This is a genomic window from Pseudomonas sp. TH41 (genome assembly GCF_016650695.1).
In the GTDB taxonomy this organism is placed as follows: domain Bacteria; phylum Pseudomonadota; class Gammaproteobacteria; order Pseudomonadales; family Pseudomonadaceae; genus Aquipseudomonas.
Genome location: NZ_JAEKFH010000001.1, coordinates 451,342 through 469,673 on the forward strand (window position 1 = coordinate 451,342; position 18,332 = coordinate 469,673).

Here is an 18,332-nt window from a genome sequence, read left to right on the forward strand (position 1 = left end):
CTGTAGCAGCTGCCGAAGGCTGCGTCCGGCTGCGAAGCAGTCGTAAAACGTGAGCCCACGGTTTTCCTGAAGGACCATGTGGCCTGATTTCACGACTGCTACGCAGCCGGACGCAGGCTCCGCCAGCTGCTACAGGAGCGCGTCAGGCTTTGGGTTCGTCGTCGTACTGGGAGAGCCACTCCACCGCAGCATCGCGGTAGCGGCTGAAGCCCTTGTAATCCACCAGTTGCTGGTTCAAGTCCCGCAGGACCCGGTGCATGCGCCGGGCCCATGCCGGGTTGGTGGCAATGTCTTCCAGGCTGAGCAAGTAGGTGCGAATCGGGAAGACAATGGCGTTACTGCGCGGCAAACGATGCAGCGGCTGCAATTCGATCCGCAGGTAAACCAGCTTGCCGGCATTTTCAGCGGTCACGACGGTCCGGTCCGGTGCCCATTCCGGCAAGCTTTCGGCCGAGACTTCGAGGCGCGGGTTGACGGTCAGCGACCAGTTCAGACGACGCACCGGATGGCCAGTGCGCAGGCGCAACAGGAACTTCAGGGCACGGTCGAGCATGCCGATTTCTTTCACCAACGGCACCGGACCGTGGAACTCTTCCCAGCTCATGCCCAGGTTGAAACGCAGCGAATAATCGGCCCGTTGGGTCGCGATGCCGGCGCCCCAGTACAGCGTGCCGTCACGTTCCTCTTGCAGCACCCAATCGCCCTGGGCCTGACGGGTCACGTACTCCATAGGCTCATAGGGGAGAGTGGCCGGATCGCCGAAGGTGAAGTGATCGTCGATGTCCAGCAGGCGGTTGGTCCAATGCCACTGCCGGCCTTCACGCGCCAGGCTGAAGTACTGCGGATAGTCCCGGGCGTAGGATTCCATGATCAGTTCGAGCAGGTCCCATTGCGCCTCCATCATGTGCGGCGCCGAGACGTAGTGCATGCCTGGGTCTTTTTCCAGGGTGATCGCGCGGTCCCGGCATTCGCTGATGTAGTGTTCATCAATATCGAACGCGGCGCGAAACGCACCATCGCCCACCGACACATGCGGCTCGAGGTTCATCGAGTACATGTAGTCGTCGTCGGGGAACGGGAAGGGCGCGCGGGCGATGGTTTCCGGGCTGTTGGCGAAGGTATAGTCGTCGCGATAGGTTTCGTCGGGATTGAATTTGATATTCATTGTTTTTTTCCGTCGATCAGAGGTCGATGACCAGGCGATTGCACTTGGCGCGGGATACGCAGGGCATGATTTTTTTGCAGTTGGCTTTGTCTTCGTCGGACAGCCAGTCATCGCTGTGCAGCAGCTCGCCATCGAGCTCCAGCACGTCGGTTTCGCAATGACCACAGGCGCCGCCGCGGCACAGGTAGGGCATGGTGAAGCCGGCGGCTTCAACTGCTTCGAGCATGGTCTGGTCAGGCGAGACTTCGACAGTGGTGCCGCTGCGGCCGAGCGTGAAACTGAAGGCTTCGCCTCCGCTGCTTTGTTCAAGGAAGCGTTCGAAATGCACATGACTATCGGTCCAGCCCAGGTCGCGGGCACAGGCCAGCGTGGCGTCGATCATGCTGTCCGGGCCGCACACGTAGACGTGACTGCCCAGTGGACGGTCGGCAAGTACCCGACCAATCTCCAGGCGCGATTCGACGCCCTTGCGGTACAGGTGAACCTGCTCGCCGTAAGTGGCCTGCAACTCTTTGCCGAGCTGCGCATGCGCTTCGCCGCGAACCGCGTAATGCAGTTCGAAAGGCACCTTGCTCAGGCGCAATTCTTCCAGTTGGGAAATCACCGGCGTGATCCCGACCCCACCGGCGATGAACACATGAAGGCGCGCCTGTTTGATCAGCGGGAACAGGTTGACCGGTGGTGTGACTTCGATCAGGTCGCCTTCACCGACGTTGTCATGCAGCGACACCGAACCCCCGCGACCGCTGTCCACGCGGCGCACGGCAATCTGATAACTGCTGGTGTCGTAAGGCGAACTCAGCAACGAATAGGAATTACGCAACGTGTTGTGTTGATTGGCGATCAGCACCACGACGTGACTGCCACCGGAGAATGCCGGCAGGTGCGCACCGGTCGGCGAGACCAGGGTAAAGCGCTTGATTTCCGGGGTCACCGATTCGATTCGGGCGACTCGCAGGTTCAACGTCCCATTGTTCTGGCTCATGTGTCGAGCTCCTCGGCTTCTGGCAATTCACCCGGCACTTCGGCATCGGCCTTGACCGCTTGAAAAGCCGCCAGCCGCCGCGAATAGTGATCGCGCACCACCAGCGTCAGGCCGCAGCCGGGGCAGTCATAGACGCGCTGGGTGACATTTTCGGTATAGGTATCGCAGTGCACGCACCACACTCGACGGACCAAAGTACCGGAGTGTTCGCGCAGCACCTCGTCGCGGTTCAGGTCGAAATGCGTGGCCACTTGCATGGCGCTGCCCAGGAAACTTTCCGAACCTGCGAGGTACAAGCGGGTGCCCATGCGGGCTTCACCGAGCAAGGTATTCAGTGCGTCGATCAATGCCTGGTTAGTCGGGTGAACGTGTAAGGGGTGTTGAGGATGCTGCTGCAATTGGGCGAGGAAGTCCTGGCCGGAAAACGACTCCAGGGAGTACAGCAGGGTGATCGGTCGATCCAGGCCGGCCATATCATTCAACAGGCGTAACATGGCCTGACCGCCGCTGCCCTGGCCGGCAATGATGTGCCGGATGCCTCCCGGCAGCGGTTGCAACCGGTCATAGATCGGTCGGCTTTTGATCCCGGTGATCAACATTTTTATTATCTCCTGACTATCGGCTCGCTGATGGAAGCCGGCTCTGATGCAAAACCCACGACGCTGGGTTGCCAATAGCAGGAGCACAGGTCGTGCCAGATATTCAACTGTTTGAATTTAAAGGAAATTGTTTTATTTATTGCGGAGGGGACAGGCAGAAATAACCAGGTATGTAGGTATTTTCGCAGCGCTTATACGCAGGAAGCGGACCCTTGAACCTTTGAACCTTTGAACCTTTGAACCTTTGAACCTTTGAACCTTTGAACTCCTGAACCCTTGAATTCCTGTAGGAGCTGTCGAGTGAAACGAGGCTGCGATCTTTTGGCTGCTTCAATTTCTCGAAGATCAAGATCAAAAGATCGCAGCCTCGTTTCACTCGACAGCTCCTACAGAGACCGGGTACGGCTCATGAAGTCAATCGCGCTGAAGCTTGCGGATCAACGTGCCGATGTCGATGCCCAGATGCTGCGCAGCCTTGCGTTTGCTACCGCACACATCCACGGCCTTGAGGATGACCTGCCGTTCGAACTGCTGCACCTGGAGCTTGAGGTTTTGCTCTGGGTCTTCTTCCGTTTCACTGTCCACGCCCCCCTGTTTCATGCGGTCCTGAGGGCGTGCCGGCTCAAGCAGTTCGGCCGGTAAATGATGCTCTTGCGCTTCATCGTCGGCGAGGACCGCCAGCCGCTCGAAAATGTTCACCAACTCGCGGATGTTGCCCGGAAAATCGTAACTCATCAGGCGCTTTCGGCAACCGGCGGACAGGCTCAGCGACGGCTCGCGATCACCGTTGATGCGGCTCAGCAGGATGTCGATGAGAAACGGCAAATCATCCCGGTGCTGGCGTAACGGCGGTATTTCCACCGGCAGGACGGCCAGGCGATAGTAGAGGTCGGCGCGGAACTCGCCGGTACTCACAAGATGTCGCAGGTCCTTGTTGGTGGCGGCGATGACTTGCACCTGAACCGTTTTGCTCAAGGGCGAACCGACGGACTGAATGGTGCTGTCTTCGAGGAACTTCAACAGTTTGGCCTGAACGTGCAACGGGATCTCGCCGATCTCGTCAAGGAACAAAGTCCCGCCCGCCGCGGCCTCGATGTATCCCTGCTTGCCCCCCTGTAGTGCGCCGGTAAAAGCGCCGCGCTCATAGCCGAACATCTCCGACTCGAACAGGCTCTCCGGAATACTCCCGCAGTTGACGTGAATGAACGGGCGATCTCCCCAACCGGCCGCACGGTGGATGTGCCGGGCGATGGCGGTCTTGCCGACACCCGGCTCGCCGAGCAACAGCAACCGCGCGCGACGCCGGAAGGCTCGGACCCCGGTGTCGGCGATGCTCGATAGCTGGGGTGACAGATGCAGCGCGTTGTCCTGGGGATCGCGCAGGCCTTGGGGCTCGACGGGGCGGTTGCCCAGCGATGCTCGACGCTGCGGCTGGCTACCGTCGAAGTCTTTCTGGGTCAGCATCCTGAACGGTTTTTCGTAGGCGCCGGTGGGGATGGCGTGGGTACTGCTGAGCAGAACCCGGCCTTCCCGTGAGCGGGTCAAGGCGCTGTTGCCCCCGCGATTCAACGCCGCCTGCAAGTCGTCGTAATTCAACGCGGAACGCTGGAAGAAATCACTGTCGAACAGCCCGACGGCTTGCTGTTTGGACAGTCGATTGACGCGCTCGGCGGCCAGGTTGATAAAGCGCACCCGGCCTTCACCGTCCGTCACGATCAAGGCTTCGCTGAAGCTGTCGAGCAATGCATGCAGCGCGGGCGTTTCCAGCAATGCCCCCAGGACTTCGCTGCTGACGTTGACCGAAGACCGCATGCCCATCTGCAACGTGGGCGGCAGGTTCTTTTCGTTCATGGGTGCAACTCTTCTGCGTAGCGCACACCTTGGCTTTCGCGGAATACTGCGACTCGCCAGGCCACGCCTTCACGAATCAGGATGCGTGAACAATGCACATTGAAGTTCAGGTTGCGTCCACTCAGGTCCGGGAGAGGCACGCTGTGCCAGGTGCGCTCGGGGAGGGCGTTATCCAACAGCAAACGGGCGATACCGGCGCCATGGGTGATGCCAAAGGTCTCTTCGAACGCGGCGTTGCGCCATTGTGGTTGCAAGTGTTCATCGATCACGAGCACCGCGTCAGGCACCGCATCGAATACCCGGCGCAAGGCGTCGATGCGCTGCTCGGCGTCGTGCTGCATGCGCAACTCCTGACTGACGTCGCGGATGCTTCCCCACATCCGAAGGAGGTGCCCGTTGACGATGGTCGCGCGTACATCGTTTTCCACGTAGGCCGGGGAGCCATCGTGCCGACGATCCACCGAGAGTGCGCAATCGACGCTGAACCCGGCTTCGATCAGGCGCCGCACGAACTCTTCATTAGCCGGACTGCGGGGCCAGTAAAGGCGTACCGGTTGCTGGTTGAAATCGACATCCGACGGCATCTCGTAGACTTCGGCCATGGCACGGTTGCACAAACGCCAGTGCGAGTCGTTTTCGAAGACCTGGCGGACGATTTCATCCGGGGAATTGTTGATATCCACCGCCTCGGCGAACTCGATGCACCAGTAGGCAACTTTGGCGCTCTGCAGCATCTGGCTCATCACCTCATTGGCGTTGTGCATTTCCCGCAGTCGATGGCCCAGCGCCCCGAGGGGTATTTTCAGCAGATGCAGACGCGCCGTTTGAACCGCGCGCCACTCCAACAGCCCGCAAGCGACGACCTGCAGTAGACCGCCATTGCGCCGAATCAAGGTCAGCTCCAGGCTGTGGATGTGCTCGTCGGCAGGGGGATTGGTGAACAGCAGTTGCAAGGTGCGCACTGACTCGACGCTGTAGATGCGTTCGATCGGCTGATTCAGTAGCTCTGCTGGCGCATAGCCCAATTGGTCACTCAGGCTGGCGGACAGACTGACAAGGTGTCCGTCAGCGCTGACGGTACTGGAAAGGGGCTGCGCCTTGTTGGCCAGTAAATTCAGTATATCCATCGGTGGATCGGCTCGATTTGGCTTAGGGGAACCTGGCTGAATACTCAGGCGGTTAAGACAAGGGCATATCGCATGCCAACTAAAATGCCCGCGAACATTGGGGAGCGAGGGCGTGGCTAATCAAGAGTGCTGCGATATTGCAGTTGAATGTGCATTTTCGCAGCACTCAGTTCAGGTTAGTGCGATTGCTGGACCTGCTGAAGGTATTCCGATCAATGACCCGCGCGGAATGGCGTCATGTCCTTTAGGCGACATCTACTGGCTTATTAGCGTTAGTCGGTAATCTGCAGACGCGTTAGAGTCGGGGTCACGTTCCTGGCAAACCCGGATGATCCCAATGACCCGCCCCCGTTTCTTACCCGACAACTTCACCCTGACCCTGATCGGCGTGGTGACGCTTGCCAGTTTTCTGCCCGCCACCGGGCACGTCGCGGTGGGTTTTGGCTGGCTGACCAACATCGCCATTGCTCTGCTGTTTTTTCTGCATGGCGCCAAGCTGTCGCGCGAGTCGATCATCGCCGGTGCCGGTCACTGGCGCCTGCATTTGCTGGTGTTCGGCCTGACCTTCGTGCTGTTCCCCCTGCTGGGTCTGGCGCTCAAGCCGTTGCTGTCTCCGCTGATCGGCGATGATCTGTACATGGGCATGCTCTACCTCTGCGCGCTGCCCGCCACGGTGCAGTCGGCGATTGCTTTTACCTCTCTGGCTCGCGGAAACATTCCGGCAGCGATTTGCAGCGCGGCGGCGTCCAGCCTGTTCGGGATTTTCCTGACGCCGTTGTTGGTGACGCTGCTGTTGAATGTGCATGGCGACGGCGGCTCGACCCTCGATGCGATTGTGAAGATCAGCGTGCAGCTGTTGCTGCCGTTCATTGCCGGGCAAATCGCGCGGCGCTGGATCGGCGCCTGGGTGGGGCGTAACAAGAGTTGGTTGAAGTTCGTCGATCAGGGCTCGATTCTGTTGGTGGTCTACGGTGCGTTCAGCGAAGCGGTGAACGAAGGCATCTGGCAGCAAATTCCGCTGCGGGACCTGGCCGGTTTGGTGGTCGCTTGCTGCGTGGTGCTGGGGCTGGTGTTAATGGCCGCTACCGTGCTGGGCAAAGCCTTTGGTTTCAATCAGGAAGACCGCATCACCATCCTCTTCTGCGGTTCGAAGAAAAGCCTGGCGACCGGGGTGCCGATGGCCCAGGTGCTATTCGCCGGCAGTACCATTGGCGTGTTGATCCTGCCGCTGATGCTGTTCCATCAGATTCAGCTGATGATCTGTGCGGTGCTCGCGCAACGTTATGCCAAGCGCCAGGAGTCGGTGGCTGAACTGATGGGGCAAGTTGATCCTTGATCGCCAGCCCTAAGGCACACGATCAGCCAGCTCCTCCAGCAGGTCTGATGACGGTACGAAGAATAAACCTCCGGTGACCGCGGTGCTGAAATCAAGCAGCCGGTCATAGTTACCCGGCGGCCTGCCGACAAACATGTTCTCAAGCATCTGTTCAAGCGGGGCAGGCGAGCGCGCATACCCTATGAAGTAGGTGCCAAACTCGCCGGCGCCAGGCCGGCCAAAGGGCATGTTGTCGCGCAAGATTTTCACTTCTTGCCCGTCCTGGGTGATTGTCGTCAGGGCACTGTGCGAAGAGGTCGGTTTGACCGCGTCATCAAGTTCGATATCGGACAATTTGGTTCGCCCGATAATCCGCTCCTGGGCCTCAACGGATAACGCGTTCCAGGCGGTCATGTTGTGTAAGTACTTCTGCACCAGCACATAGCTACCGCCGGTAAACGCCGGATCTTCATTGCCCACAATCGTGAAGTCGACCGCCTTGCGGCCGACGGGATTTTCGGTGCCATCGACAAAGCCGATGATGCTGCGCATATCGAAATAGCGAAAACCCTGGACTTCATCGACGACCGAGATTGCCTCGCCAAGTGCTGAGAGTAGCTGCGTCACCAATTCAAAACAGAGATCCATCTGGTCTGCACGAATGTGCAGCAAAATATCGCCAGGCGTTGCAACGGCTCGGCGTCCCTGCGCACCGAACTCGCGAAACCCGTGCAGTGAAGCGGGGCGCGGGCTGCCAAACAAGGTGTCCCATGCGGTGGACCCGAAGCCACAGACACAGGACAAATTGCCGGAGGGGACTCGTTTGCCAACAGAGCGTGTGAGGGCTGCGACGTCAGCGCACCAGGCTCGCACTTGACTGGCAGAGTCACTGGTAGACGTTAAAGTGGCCACGATAAAAATTGCGCTGCTGGTAATGGGGTTACAGATGGGTTGAGGCTCAGGCGTCTGGTCATCCATAGGTGTTGTCACAGAGAGGTCCATCAGCAGTAGAAACATTGAAAACACTGTAGCAGACAAGCACTTTGCCGCAGGCTTCCAGGCTGATTGACCCCGTTGTCAACGGTCCTCTTTGAGTAGGGGCGACGGGTGCCTAGTGAACCAACGGCTTGCCTGCTCATACGCGTGGGCCAACTGCAACACTGCGAAATCGGCCTGGTGTCGACCGATGATCTGCATTCCTATCGGTAGCCCGTTTTCGTTGAAACCGGCTTGCACATTGGCCACTGGGCAGCCAGAAAGCGTGCCCGGAATCACGACTTCCATCCAGCGGTGATAGGTATCCATGGCCGTGCCTTCAATGGACGTCGGCCAAGGGACATTTTTGTCGAACGGGAACACTTGGGCGCTCGGCAGCAGCAGGTAGTCGAAGCGCTCGAACAGTCTGGAGAGGGCGCGGTACCAGTTACTGCGCACGACTGAAGCGGCAAACACCTCGCTGGCGGCCAGTTTCAGGCCGTTTTCGATTTCCCAGCAGGCTTCCGGTTTTAACTGCGCACGCTTTTGTGGGTCGGCATAGGCTGCCCCCAGAGAGCCGGCGATCGACCAGTGACGCAGCGTTCGCCAGCTGTTCCACAGGTGTTGCGGGGTGAACTCAGGCTGCACGGGTTCGATGTGGCAACCCAGGCTTTCGAAATCAGCAAAGGCCTTTTCGCACAGCGCGGTAATGCCGTTCTCCATTGGCAGGTAGCCGTTGAAGTCGCCCAGCCAGCCCAGGCGAGTGCCTTTGAAGTCCCGCTCCAGCGGCGCGGCAAAGGCGCTGCCGGATTCGGCGATGGACAGTGGCGCGCGGGCATCGGCGCCGGCCTGCACCGACAAAAGCAAGGCGGCGTCGCGCACGCTACGGCCCATGGGACCTTCGTAACCGAGCTGGTCGAAAAACAGATCGGCACTGTCGTCAAATGGCACGCGCCCCTGCGATGGGCGGAATCCGAAGACATTGTTGAAGGCGGCCGGGTTGCGCAGCGAACCCATCATGTCGCTGCCATCGGCCACCGGCACCAAATGCATGGCCAGCGCTGCGGCGGCGCCACCGCTACTACCGCCAGCGGTTTTACTCGGGTCAAAGGCGCAGCCAGTAGCGCCGAACAACGGGTTGTAGCTTTGCGAACCGAGGCCGAATTCCGGTGTGTTGCTCTTGCCGATAATGATCGCGCCGGCGGCTTTGATCCGCTCCACCATGATGCCGTCGCGTTCAGGGATAAAATCCTTGAACAACGGCGACCCCAGCGTGGTGCGGATGCCGCGGGTCAGCGACAGGTCTTTGACCGCATGGGGCAGGCCATGCATCCAGCCACGGTACTCGCCCCGGGCCAGTTCGGCGTCGCGTAGATCGGCCTGCGCCAGCAGGTCTTCCGGCGCTTGCAGGCTGATCAAGGCATTGACTCGCGGATTGAAGCGATCGATATGGGCAAGATAAGTCTGCATCACTTCGCGGCAGGAAACCTGGCGCAAGCGGATGCGTTCGGCGAGTTCATGGGCCTGTAGCAGGACCAGTTCGCTGAGGGTATTAGAAGTCATTGCAACGCTGCCTTTCGGACGGCTGGAGGAACACCCCGTCACCGTGACGGGGCGGTTGGAATCAACGCATCAGGCTGGTCCAGAGACGATCGGCCAGGCGGATTGCGCCTTCGCCGCAGGTTTTGCTGAACACCACCTGGGTACCTTCGGGAATATGCAGCTCCGGGGCGTCCTTCAGGCTGGCGTCAAGGAACGGTTCCACACCCTTGATCGGGCTCTGGTGCTTGAGGAAGTTCTGAGTCATCGCGGCATTTTCCGGCTGGCTGAGGAACGCGATAAACGCCTTGGCGTTTGCCGGGTTCTTGCTGCCCGCCGGGATAACCATGTTATCGACCCACGCCAGCACGCCTTCTTTCGGATACAGGTATTTCAGGGCGGGTTTCATTTCCCGGGCGCGCATTGACGAACCGCCCCAGAACATCGACATGTCGACTTCACCCGAGGCCAGGTTTTCGCGAATTGAGCCGGCCTTCGAACTGTAGGTTTTGACGAAGGGCTTCTGCGTCTTGAGCAGGGTCAGCACCTGCTGCATCTGCTTGGGGTCTTCACTGCACAGCGGGATATTCAGGTACAGGCTGGCCATGTCGATGACTTCGCTGACCGAATCAAACATGTTGATTCGTCCCTGCAATTCGGCCGGCGGCTCGTAAAGCACTTTGTAGCTGTCGGCCGGACCTTTGTAGCGTTCGGTGTTCAGTACCACGCTGGTAGTGCCCCAGATGAAGGGTATGGAATAGGCGCCCTCCGGGTCCCAGGTGGGCTTTTTCAGGTTGTCGACGACGCTGGCATAGTAGGGTTCATTGACCGGGTCGAAGCGTTCCAGCAACTTCTCCTTGATCAGGATCGGTACGAACTGGTGCGACGGAATCGCCACGTCATAGCCAGCGCCACCCTGTTTCAGTTTGGCCAGCAGTGTTTCGTTGGAGTCGTAGGAATCGACGGTGACTTCGATCCCGGTCTGCTTCTGGAACTTGGCGAGAATCTCAGGTGAAAAGTAACCGCTCCAGCTCACCACATTGAGTTTTTCCGTGGCCTGAACGCTGGCGACCAGGGTCAGCGGTAAGGTCAGGAACAACGAAGTGCCGATACTGTTAATCCACTTGCTCATGCTAATTCCCCACGGTTTGTAAAAAGGTCAGGCGTTCTTTTTGCCCAGCAGGTAAGAGAGACTGACGAACAGCACCGAGACGCCCAGGATCAGGGTCGAGACGGCGTTGACGTCAGGTGTCACACCCATGCGTAGCAAGCCGAAGATGAAGATCGGCAAGGTGGTGGTGCCCGCCTGGGAGACCATCATCGAGATCACGAAGTTATCCAGCGAAACGATAAAGGCCAGCATCAGCCCGGAGACGATCCCCGGCATCAACAGCGGCAGGGTGACCTTGCGAAAGGTCCGCCATGGACCGGCATAGAGGTCCGCCGAGGCTTGCTCCAGGGACAGGTCCATGTCGTTGAGCCGTGCGCGAATCGGCAGATACGTAAAGGGGATACAGAACACCGTATGAGCGATGATCAGGTTGCCGTAGCCCAGGGACAGGCCAATGGTGGAAAACAGCGCGAGCGTGGCGACACCGACGACAATTTCCGGCAGCACCAGGGGCAACATGATCGCGCCCATGGACAGATGCAGGCCCTTGAATTTTGCGCCCCGCGAAGTGCCGAGGGCGGCTAGCGTCGCGATGGCCGTGGCGACCATGCTCGCGCAGACCGCAATCAACAGGCTGTTGCCGGCCGCTTGTCGAAGCGCCTGGTTGGCAAATGCGGCGCGATACCAGTCGAGGCTGAAACCGGTCCACACTGTTGCCGACTGGTTGGCGTTGAAGGAGAACACCACCAGCACCACGATCGGCGCGTAAAGGTACAGGTAGAACAGGAAACTGAAGCCGCCGAAGCCCGGGAAGTCCTGCACGCCCAGCCTGTTTTGGTTGAATAGACGCAGCATCATGCACCTCCCTTGGCGATACGTTGGCGCTCGGCGCGCAGGGCATAAACGGTCAACACCAACATCACCGCCGCCATCAGGACTAACGAGAGCGCGGCACCGAATGGCCAGTTACGCGCATCGCTGAACTGCCTGAAGATGAGGTTGCCGAGCATCATCCGGGTGCCGCCGCCCAGGAGTTCCGGGGCAATCATCGCCCCCAGGCATGGCACGAAGGTCAGGATGGCGCCGGCAAGAATCCCCGGTTTGGCGATGGGCAACACCACTTTTCGCAAGGTACGCACGCGGCCGGCATAGAGGTCCTGAGCGGCTTCCAGCAGGCGAATGTCCATTTTTTCGAGCGTGGCGTAGATAGGCAGCACGACGAAGGGGGCGTAGGTATAGACCAGTCCCAGCAGCACCGCGCCGTCGGTATAGAGCATTTGCAAGGGCTGGTCGATGAGGCCGAGGCCCATCAGGCTGTTATTGATCACCCCGGTATTACGCAGCAGCAGAATCCAGGCGTACGTGCGGATCAGCAGGTTGGCCCAGAAGGGCACCGTGATCAGAAAAATCAGCAGCCCGCGCCGATGCGCTGGCTGCATGGCCAGCCACACCGCCACCGGAAAGCCGATCAGCAAAGTGATCAGGGTGGTTAACCCGGCAATGACGATCGAACGCAGGGCGATGATCAAGTAGGAGTCGGCAAAGGTCAGGCTGTCGTCCAGTTGCCGTTCGAAGAGCAGCGAGGTGTAGGCGTCGCTGCTGAAGACCTTGTTTACCCCACCGTAGGGGTTGGCTTCCATCAGCGAATAGCCGACAACAATCAGGATCGGCACGATCAGAAACAGAATGATGGCGATCAGCGCCGGGCTGACACCGAGGAAGCTCTGGAAGGCCCGGCGGCGTTCCAGGGTATTGGCAATCGGTAATGCGGACATGGCAAATCCTCGTGCTCAATCGTGCAGGACGCTGGCGCTACCGCGGTCGAACAGCAGACCGGCCTGGCTGCCCACGGCGAAGCGCTGGCCAGGGTCGACGCTGTTGGGCGTGCGCACGGTGAGACGTGAACCGTCGCTCAGGCGGACGTGATATTGCAGGTCGGTGCCGAGATAGATCTGCGTATCGATCCGGCACGGCAGCGCACCCTCGGTGCTTTCAGGCACCAGATGAAGACGCTCTGGACGTACAGACAACGCTACCGTGTCGCCGGCCCGAGCGTTGCTGCAGCGTTGTGCGGGCAGCGGGTGACCTGCTGGCCCGGCGAACCACGCCTGGCCTGCTTCGACACGCGTGACGGTACCTTCTATAAAGTTGGTTTCGCCGATGAAGTCCGCTACAAAGCGATTGCGAGGACGTTCGTAAATGTCTTCCGGAGCCCCGACTTGCTGGACTTCGCCCTCGGACAGGACGGCGATGCGGTCGGACATGGTCAGGGCTTCTTCCTGGTCGTGAGTGACGAAGATGAAGGTGATGCCGGTCTTGGCCTGGATGGTTTTCAGTTCTTCGCGCATGGCTTGGCGCAGCTTGAGGTCCAGCGCCGATAGCGGCTCGTCCAGCAATAGAACCTTGGGATGTGGAGCCAGTGCGCGGGCCAGGGCGACACGCTGTTGTTGGCCGCCGGAGAGTTGTGCCGGCTTGCGTGCGGCGAACCGTTCCATCTGCACCAGGGCGAGCATCTCGCGCACTCTTTCGGCGATTTGCGCTTTGTTCAGGACGTTGCCCATCGGCTGCGATTCGAGACCGAAGGCCAGGTTTTCGGCGATGGTCATGTGCGGGAACAATGCGTAATGCTGGAACACCGTGTTGACCGGTCGTTCGAAGGGTGGGCGGTCGGCGATGTTTTCGCCGTAGAGCAAAATCTCACCCTCGGTTGGAAATTCGAACCCCGCAATCATCCGCAAGAGGGTGGTTTTACCGCAGCCGGACGGGCCGAGGAGGGTGAAGAATTCGTTATCGCGAATGTCCAGGTCGATGCTTTTCAGCGCCACCGGGCCAGAGTGTGGATCACCGTAGACTTTACGCACTGAGCGGATAGAGACCGCCAGCGTTTGCAGCGAATGCAGGGCATTCATGCGTTACCTCCGATTCCCCCATCACCTGCGCAGAGGCTGATAACAGCGTTGCCAACGGCGATGGATATTGTTTTTTTGAGCAGGATCGAATTGCGTTTGGGTGTGAACCAGCTGCTTTTTTTGTTGTGCTGTGGGGCGATTATCAGTGAGCGATTGCAGGAGCGAAACTTCAGATTTAACATAGGTCCTGTTAAATAAATTAATAGCTAAAGGCGTCCACAACCATGCCTGACCACCGTTTGCCGCCGCTCAATGCGGTGCGTGCCTTTGACGCCGCGGCCCGCCTGGGCAGCTACGTCGAGGCCTCGAAAGCCCTGCACGTGACCCAGCCCGCCATCGGGCGGCATGTGAAGTTGCTGGAGGAGTGGTTGGGCGTTCAACTGTTTGAGCGTACTTCGCGGGGCGTGACCCTGACGTTGGCGGGGGAGAAGTACTACCGCAAGATTTGTGCAGCCTTGCAGTTGATCATCGAGGCGGGAAAGGAGGTACGGCCCAAGGATGCCGAACGGTGGCTGCGAATCATGGTGGTGCCGGGATTCGCCAAGCGCTGGCTGACGCCACGCCTTGAAGCCATGCGTCACCTTCGGCCGGGTTTGAAGTTCGCCATCGAACCCAACTCTACTTTCAGTGATGTCGATGGCAAGAACGCTGACCTGGGCATTGTCTATGGCCTGGATGGGCAATACCCGCATTCACGCGCAAGCCTGATCTGCCCACGAGTCTTTCCGATCTGTACCCCGGGTTACCTGGCCAGCATCGACCCCATCGAGGGCCCGGCTGACCTGGTCAAACACAAGCTGATCCACGTCGACGACGGCGAATGGTGGAATATGTGGTTCGCAGCCTATGGACTGGATGTTCACCTTAGCTCAGACATGCTTTACGTCAACAACGACCACGCGCTGTCCGTGGCCGAGAGCGGGCAGGGCATCGCGCTGGCCAATGAAGTGCTGGTGCGCGAAGAACTCGCCGCCGGCAAACTGGTGAAGGCACTGGACACCCAGGTGAAGTTGGATAGCTATCGGGTCCTGACGCCTACTGCCGAGTTTTCAGCGGATGTCGCGTGGTTCATCCAGTGGATGAAGACGGAATTGGAAAAAGAATTCAGCGTCTGAACAGCCGTTGGATATCCGCAAAAGAGGGCCTGTTTTTTCCTCTCTCGATTGAGCCTTCTTTTGGTCTGGGTCGACTTGATCAGTCCCATCAGCGCAGCTGCACGCTTGCCGTTGCGCAACGCCACGCCCGCTGAAACGCCGTGCTTGAGCACCCCGCCGAGTCTCGTGGAATCCCTGAGAAAAAAATCCTTTACATAATTTTTGAGGCGTGCATTAATTCGTTCGCAGCCCGAACTAAGTAAGGGCGCAGTAAGACCACACGGTTTTCTAGGAAGGGAGAATTCAAGATGAATGGGGTATTGGCTGAGTCGGCACTTGGGCGTCGGGTGAATTACCAGACTGTGATGGAGTGCATTGTCCGCCAAGGCCCGACGTCCCGCGCCCAGGTCGCCAAATTGACGGGGCTGTCCAAGCAGACCGTATCGGAATTGGTTTCCATGCTTGAGGAGTCAGGCTGGGTACGTGAAGTGGGCAGCGTTCAGGGCAAGTTGGGTCGCACTGCGATTACCTATGAACTGAATCCAAAAGCTGGCTATGTCGCCGTCTGTGATCTGGGTGGAACCCATCTGAAGCTGGGGATTGCAGATGTTTCAGGGCATCTGATCGAAGAAACCCGTTCGCCGCTGAAGGACGGTGGTGCACAGGTGGAAGGGCAGCTGGCGCAGGGCATTAGCGACTTGTTGAAAAAGCACACTATCGAACGCAGCAAATTGCTACAGGTTGTCGTTGGGGTGCCAGGGGTCGTTGATCGCAAAACCCGGCGAGTGCATCACTCGCCGAATTTGCCAGCATTGCCAGGAGCAGACCTTGAAGTCGCACTGTACCGGGCATTAGGTGTGCCAGTGTTGCTGGAAAACGAAGTCAATCTGGCCGCCGTTGGGGAATTGTGGCGTGGCCGTGGGCAGGCCACTGATAGTTTCATCTTTGTCGCGATGGGAACCGGCATCGGGATGGGGGTCATCCTGGACGGCAAACTGTGGCGTGGTGCCCGCGGTGGCGCGGGTGAAATTGGCTACATGCCAGTGCTGAACGAAGATGTTGATCCTGAGGTGAAACGGCACGGCCCATTGGAAACGGTGTCGAGTGGTCAAGCGATCTTGCGCTTCTACCGAGAGCTCAGTGGCAATAGCGTTGACGAAGTACCTGAGGTATTTGACCGCGCCGCGGCAGGCGATGAGGTTGCCCAACAGGTTATCGACCAAGTGGCGCGAGGCTGCGCCAAAGCGATTGGGGCAACCGCCACCGTACTGGATCCGCAACTCTGCCTGTTAGGCGGCAGCGTTGGCGGGCGCCCCGAAATGCTGGAACGGGTCCGCTATTGGCTGGCGGACATGATGGATGATCCGCTGCCGCTGGAAGCCTGTGCCTTAGGCAAGAAAGCCGGACTACTCGGGGCCGTGGCAATTGCACTGCAAGAAGTTAATGGTCGGTACTTTTCCGCGCAACTTCCGAGTCAGCTGCAAGACAATGAGTTGTACTTAAGTAGAACCGCTATTCCGTAGAGAGTTTTAATAATAAAAAGAAGTGCATTAACCGGCTTGTCTGTGAGCCGACATTCCTCCCGCAAACATGAGAGATAACATGACAACGGTACGAATTGGTATTAACCCGATTACTTGGACAAATGACGATGTTCCGGAGTTAGGGGGCGATACGCCGCTGGAAGTCTGTCTGAGTGAAACTAAATTGGCAGGCTATGCGGGCTCGGAATTAGGGGGTAAGTTCCCGCGTCAAGCGGAAGTACTTCGCCCTATTGTTAAGGCACACGGGCTGGATATTGTTTCGGGCTGGTATGACGGACGAATTGCAGAGAACGAGGTGGATGAAGAGTTCGACGCTATTTTACCGCACCTGACATTGCTCAAGGAAATGGGCAGCAAAGTGGTTGTCTATGCAGACACCAGTTACGGCCGCCACGGCGCTATCCATGACCCGGCTTCCATTCGTCCCGAGTTACCGGATGGCGACTGGATCAGCTACGGCAAGAAAGTGACCCAGTTGGCGGAAAAGATGGCTGATTTTGGCGTGAAGATGGGCTACCACCACCACATGGGAACCGTCGTTCAAACCGATTATGAGATAGATCAGCTGATGCAACACACCGGTGAGGCGGTTGGCTTGCTCTTTGATACGGGGCATTGTTTGTATGCCGGGGGCGATCCTTACGCACTGGTTCGCCGTCACGCCAAACGTATCAACCATGTTCATTTGAAAGATGTTCGAAAGGCCGAGCTGGAAAAAGCCTTGAAAGAAGACTTGAGCTTCATGGGCGCGGTGATGAATGGCATTTTCACGGTGACGGGCGACGGTGTGATTGATTACGCGGACATCTTGAAAGTCCTGGCGGAAAACAATTACAGCGGCTGGCTGGTCGTTGAAGCCGAGCAGGATCCGAATAAAGCGAATCCGCTGGTGTATGCAACGATGGGTTACAAGAATACCAAGCAGTTGGCAGAAGGCGCTGGCTTTACTGTCAAATCCTGAATTTCCAAATCGGTTTCACCATTAGGAAAGAGATACGTCTATGCAAAAGAAATTGCGTGTTGGTGTCTTAGGGGCTGGGTTAATTGCTCAACTCGAACATATTCCGAATATCCTGAAGTTGAGTGGGCTGTTTGAACTGGTCGGTATCGCGGATGCTTCGGCGACCGTACGCCAATTCTTCCACGACAAGCATTTGCCCGTGTATGAATCGCATCAACAATTGCTGAGCCAGGGCGAGCCGGAAGCGATCTTTGTGTGTTCGCCGGATTGCTACCACGCCGACATGGTGATCGATGCGCTTAATGCCGGCTGCCATGTCTTCACTGAAAAGCCCATCTGCTACAGCCTGGAGGACGTCGCCCGTATCAAACAGGCACGTGATGCCAATGGTCGGGTTCTGCAGGTTGGCTACATGAAGCGCTTTGATCCTTCTTACCTGCTGCTGCGCGACATGTTGCCCGAAGACGGCGCCAAGCTGCGCATGGTCAGTGTGGAAGTGTGCGATCCGGACTCCTGGCCGTTCCGTGAACATCAGGGCGAACTGGTATTCGCCAATGATATTCCTCAAGCGCTCAGAGACGAGTTCAAGATCCGGCAGCGTGAGCAAGTGGTCCAGGCGCTGGGCGGGCAGCCCGATGAAAACAGCTTCCGTGGTTTTACGGGTGCGTACTGTTCAAGCCTGGTGCATGACATCAACGTTGTTCATGGGCTGCTGCAAAAAATGAATGTTTCCACGGTCGGCGTTGAAGCGGCCACCTTCTTTGCCAACGGCGATGGTGGGCAGGCCACGGTGCGGCTGAATACGCAGACCAGCCTGTGGCAAATGATGCACCTGACCGTTCCACAGGTGGCGGAGTATCACGAGCGTATCTCGCTGTATTTTGATGACGCCGTGTACCACCTGGAATTCCCTTCGCCTTATCTGAATCACTTTCCCACTCGCTTGACCGTGTGGAAAGCCGATGGGCAGCACTCACAGAAAACCGAGCACCGGGCCAACTACAAGGAAGCCTTTGTCGAGGAGATCAAATATTTCTGGGAAACCATTGTCAACGAAAGTACGCCGCTCAACACCCTCGAAGATGCCGAGCGTGACACACGTCTGCTGTCCGCAATGGGACGCACTGCATTAAACAACTCAACACGTTCGATGTGAG

16 protein-coding genes are annotated in these 18,332 nt (G+C 58.3%); 5 read left to right on the top strand and 11 right to left on the bottom strand.

Annotation, left to right across the window (positions count from 1 at the left end; genetic code table 11):
- Positions 1 to 142: 142 nt before the first annotated feature.
- The 5 genes from JFU37_RS02070 to JFU37_RS02090 all read right to left on the bottom strand — a co-directional run bounded on the left by JFU37_RS02070 (position 143) and on the right by JFU37_RS02090 (position 5,727).
- Positions 143 to 1,165 carry a heme-dependent oxidative N-demethylase family protein gene (locus JFU37_RS02070; RefSeq protein ID WP_201112345.1) on the bottom strand — a complete coding sequence of 341 codons (1,023 nt, stop codon included), beginning with the start codon at positions 1,163 to 1,165 and terminating at the stop codon, positions 143 to 145.
- Positions 1,166 to 1,181: 16 nt separating this feature from the next.
- Positions 1,182 to 2,150 carry a PDR/VanB family oxidoreductase gene (locus JFU37_RS02075; protein WP_201112346.1) on the bottom strand — a complete coding sequence of 323 codons (969 nt, stop codon included), beginning with the start codon at positions 2,148 to 2,150 and terminating at the stop codon, positions 1,182 to 1,184.
- The gene (locus JFU37_RS02080; protein ID WP_201112347.1) at positions 2,147 to 2,749 is read right to left on the bottom strand and encodes a dimethylamine monooxygenase subunit DmmA family protein; all 603 of its coding nucleotides are present in this window, start codon (positions 2,747 to 2,749) and stop codon (positions 2,147 to 2,149) included. The genes JFU37_RS02075 and JFU37_RS02080 overlap by 4 nt, the downstream gene beginning before the upstream one ends.
- 414 nt (positions 2,750 to 3,163) lie before the next feature.
- On the bottom strand, positions 3,164 to 4,600 hold the full coding sequence (locus JFU37_RS02085) for a sigma-54 interaction domain-containing protein (protein ID WP_201112349.1): 1,437 nt from the start codon (positions 4,598 to 4,600) through the stop codon (positions 3,164 to 3,166).
- Positions 4,597 to 5,727 (bottom strand): PAS domain-containing protein, encoded by a 1,131-nt coding sequence (locus JFU37_RS02090; RefSeq protein WP_201112351.1) that lies wholly within the window; start codon positions 5,725 to 5,727, stop codon positions 4,597 to 4,599. The genes JFU37_RS02085 and JFU37_RS02090 overlap by 4 nt, the downstream gene beginning before the upstream one ends.
- Before the next feature lie 337 nt (positions 5,728 to 6,064).
- Between JFU37_RS02090 and JFU37_RS02095 the strand changes: the two genes are divergently transcribed.
- Positions 6,065 to 7,063 carry a bile acid:sodium symporter family protein gene (locus JFU37_RS02095; protein ID WP_201112353.1) on the top strand — a complete coding sequence of 333 codons (999 nt, stop codon included), beginning with the start codon at positions 6,065 to 6,067 and terminating at the stop codon, positions 7,061 to 7,063.
- A gap of 9 nt (positions 7,064 to 7,072) precedes the next feature.
- Here the strand turns inward: JFU37_RS02095 and JFU37_RS02100 are convergent, their stop codons facing one another.
- From JFU37_RS02100 to JFU37_RS02125, 6 genes are all read right to left on the bottom strand, one after another.
- A complete protein-coding gene (locus JFU37_RS02100) occupies positions 7,073 to 8,020 on the bottom strand; it encodes a Dyp-type peroxidase (protein ID WP_201112649.1) in 948 nt (315 codons plus the stop codon).
- Between the two features lie 99 nt (positions 8,021 to 8,119).
- Positions 8,120 to 9,580: an amidase gene (locus tag JFU37_RS02105; RefSeq protein ID WP_201112354.1), complete on the bottom strand. Its 1,461-nt coding sequence runs from the start codon at positions 9,578 to 9,580 to the stop codon at positions 8,120 to 8,122.
- Between the two features lie 61 nt (positions 9,581 to 9,641).
- On the bottom strand, positions 9,642 to 10,688 hold the full coding sequence (locus JFU37_RS02110) for an ABC transporter substrate-binding protein (RefSeq protein WP_201112355.1): 1,047 nt from the start codon (positions 10,686 to 10,688) through the stop codon (positions 9,642 to 9,644).
- 27 nt (positions 10,689 to 10,715) lie between these two features.
- Positions 10,716 to 11,522 (bottom strand): ABC transporter permease, encoded by an 807-nt coding sequence (locus JFU37_RS02115; protein ID WP_446738696.1) that lies wholly within the window; start codon positions 11,520 to 11,522, stop codon positions 10,716 to 10,718.
- Positions 11,522 to 12,442, bottom strand: a complete 921-nt coding sequence (locus JFU37_RS02120; RefSeq protein WP_201112357.1) for an ABC transporter permease — start codon at positions 12,440 to 12,442, stop codon at positions 11,522 to 11,524. Before JFU37_RS02120 ends, JFU37_RS02115 begins: the two co-directional genes overlap by 1 nt.
- A 15-nt stretch (positions 12,443 to 12,457) precedes the next feature.
- Positions 12,458 to 13,576, bottom strand: coding sequence for an ABC transporter ATP-binding protein (locus JFU37_RS02125; protein ID WP_201112358.1), 1,119 nt, complete (start codon positions 13,574 to 13,576; stop codon positions 12,458 to 12,460).
- A 224-nt stretch (positions 13,577 to 13,800) separates the two neighbouring features.
- Between JFU37_RS02125 and JFU37_RS02130 the strand changes: the two genes are divergently transcribed.
- The 4 genes from JFU37_RS02130 (at position 13,801) to JFU37_RS02145 (ending at position 18,331) form a co-directional block, all read left to right on the top strand.
- On the top strand, positions 13,801 to 14,691 hold the full coding sequence (locus tag JFU37_RS02130) for a LysR substrate-binding domain-containing protein (RefSeq protein ID WP_201112359.1): 891 nt from the start codon (positions 13,801 to 13,803) through the stop codon (positions 14,689 to 14,691).
- 287 nt (positions 14,692 to 14,978) lie between these two features.
- Positions 14,979 to 16,193: an ROK family transcriptional regulator gene (locus JFU37_RS02135; protein WP_201112360.1), complete on the top strand. Its 1,215-nt coding sequence runs from the start codon at positions 14,979 to 14,981 to the stop codon at positions 16,191 to 16,193.
- Positions 16,194 to 16,272: 79 nt separating this feature from the next.
- A complete protein-coding gene (iolE, locus tag JFU37_RS02140) occupies positions 16,273 to 17,175 on the top strand; it encodes a myo-inosose-2 dehydratase (protein ID WP_201112362.1) in 903 nt (300 codons plus the stop codon).
- A 40-nt stretch (positions 17,176 to 17,215) separates the two neighbouring features.
- A complete protein-coding gene (locus tag JFU37_RS02145) occupies positions 17,216 to 18,331 on the top strand; it encodes a Gfo/Idh/MocA family protein (protein WP_201112364.1) in 1,116 nt (371 codons plus the stop codon).
- The last annotated feature ends 1 nt before the right edge of the window (position 18,332 follow it).

Coding starts and splice junctions, on each gene's coding strand:
- JFU37_RS02115 (WP_446738696.1), bottom strand. CDS start 11,522: ATGCTGCGTCTATTCAACCAAAACAGGCTGGGCGTGCAGGACTTCCCG.
- JFU37_RS02080 (WP_201112347.1), bottom strand. CDS start 2,749: ATGTTGATCACCGGGATCAAAAGCCGACCGATCTATGACCGGTTGCAA.
- JFU37_RS02110 (WP_201112355.1), bottom strand. CDS start 10,688: ATGAGCAAGTGGATTAACAGTATCGGCACTTCGTTGTTCCTGACCTTA.
- JFU37_RS02085 (WP_201112349.1), bottom strand. CDS start 4,600: ATGAACGAAAAGAACCTGCCGCCCACGTTGCAGATGGGCATGCGGTCT.
- JFU37_RS02120 (WP_201112357.1), bottom strand. CDS start 12,442: ATGTCCGCATTACCGATTGCCAATACCCTGGAACGCCGCCGGGCCTTC.
- JFU37_RS02090 (WP_201112351.1), bottom strand. CDS start 5,727: ATGGATATACTGAATTTACTGGCCAACAAGGCGCAGCCCCTTTCCAGT.
- JFU37_RS02075 (WP_201112346.1), bottom strand. CDS start 2,150: ATGAGCCAGAACAATGGGACGTTGAACCTGCGAGTCGCCCGAATCGAA.
- JFU37_RS02100 (WP_201112649.1), bottom strand. CDS start 8,020: ATGGATGACCAGACGCCTGAGCCTCAACCCATCTGTAACCCCATTACC.
- JFU37_RS02145 (WP_201112364.1), top strand. CDS start 17,216: ATGCAAAAGAAATTGCGTGTTGGTGTCTTAGGGGCTGGGTTAATTGCT.
- JFU37_RS02130 (WP_201112359.1), top strand. CDS start 13,801: ATGCCTGACCACCGTTTGCCGCCGCTCAATGCGGTGCGTGCCTTTGAC.
- JFU37_RS02095 (WP_201112353.1), top strand. CDS start 6,065: ATGACCCGCCCCCGTTTCTTACCCGACAACTTCACCCTGACCCTGATC.
- iolE (WP_201112362.1), top strand. CDS start 16,273: ATGACAACGGTACGAATTGGTATTAACCCGATTACTTGGACAAATGAC.
- JFU37_RS02135 (WP_201112360.1), top strand. CDS start 14,979: ATGAATGGGGTATTGGCTGAGTCGGCACTTGGGCGTCGGGTGAATTAC.
- JFU37_RS02125 (WP_201112358.1), bottom strand. CDS start 13,576: ATGAATGCCCTGCATTCGCTGCAAACGCTGGCGGTCTCTATCCGCTCA.
- JFU37_RS02105 (WP_201112354.1), bottom strand. CDS start 9,580: ATGACTTCTAATACCCTCAGCGAACTGGTCCTGCTACAGGCCCATGAA.
- JFU37_RS02070 (WP_201112345.1), bottom strand. CDS start 1,165: ATGAATATCAAATTCAATCCCGACGAAACCTATCGCGACGACTATACC.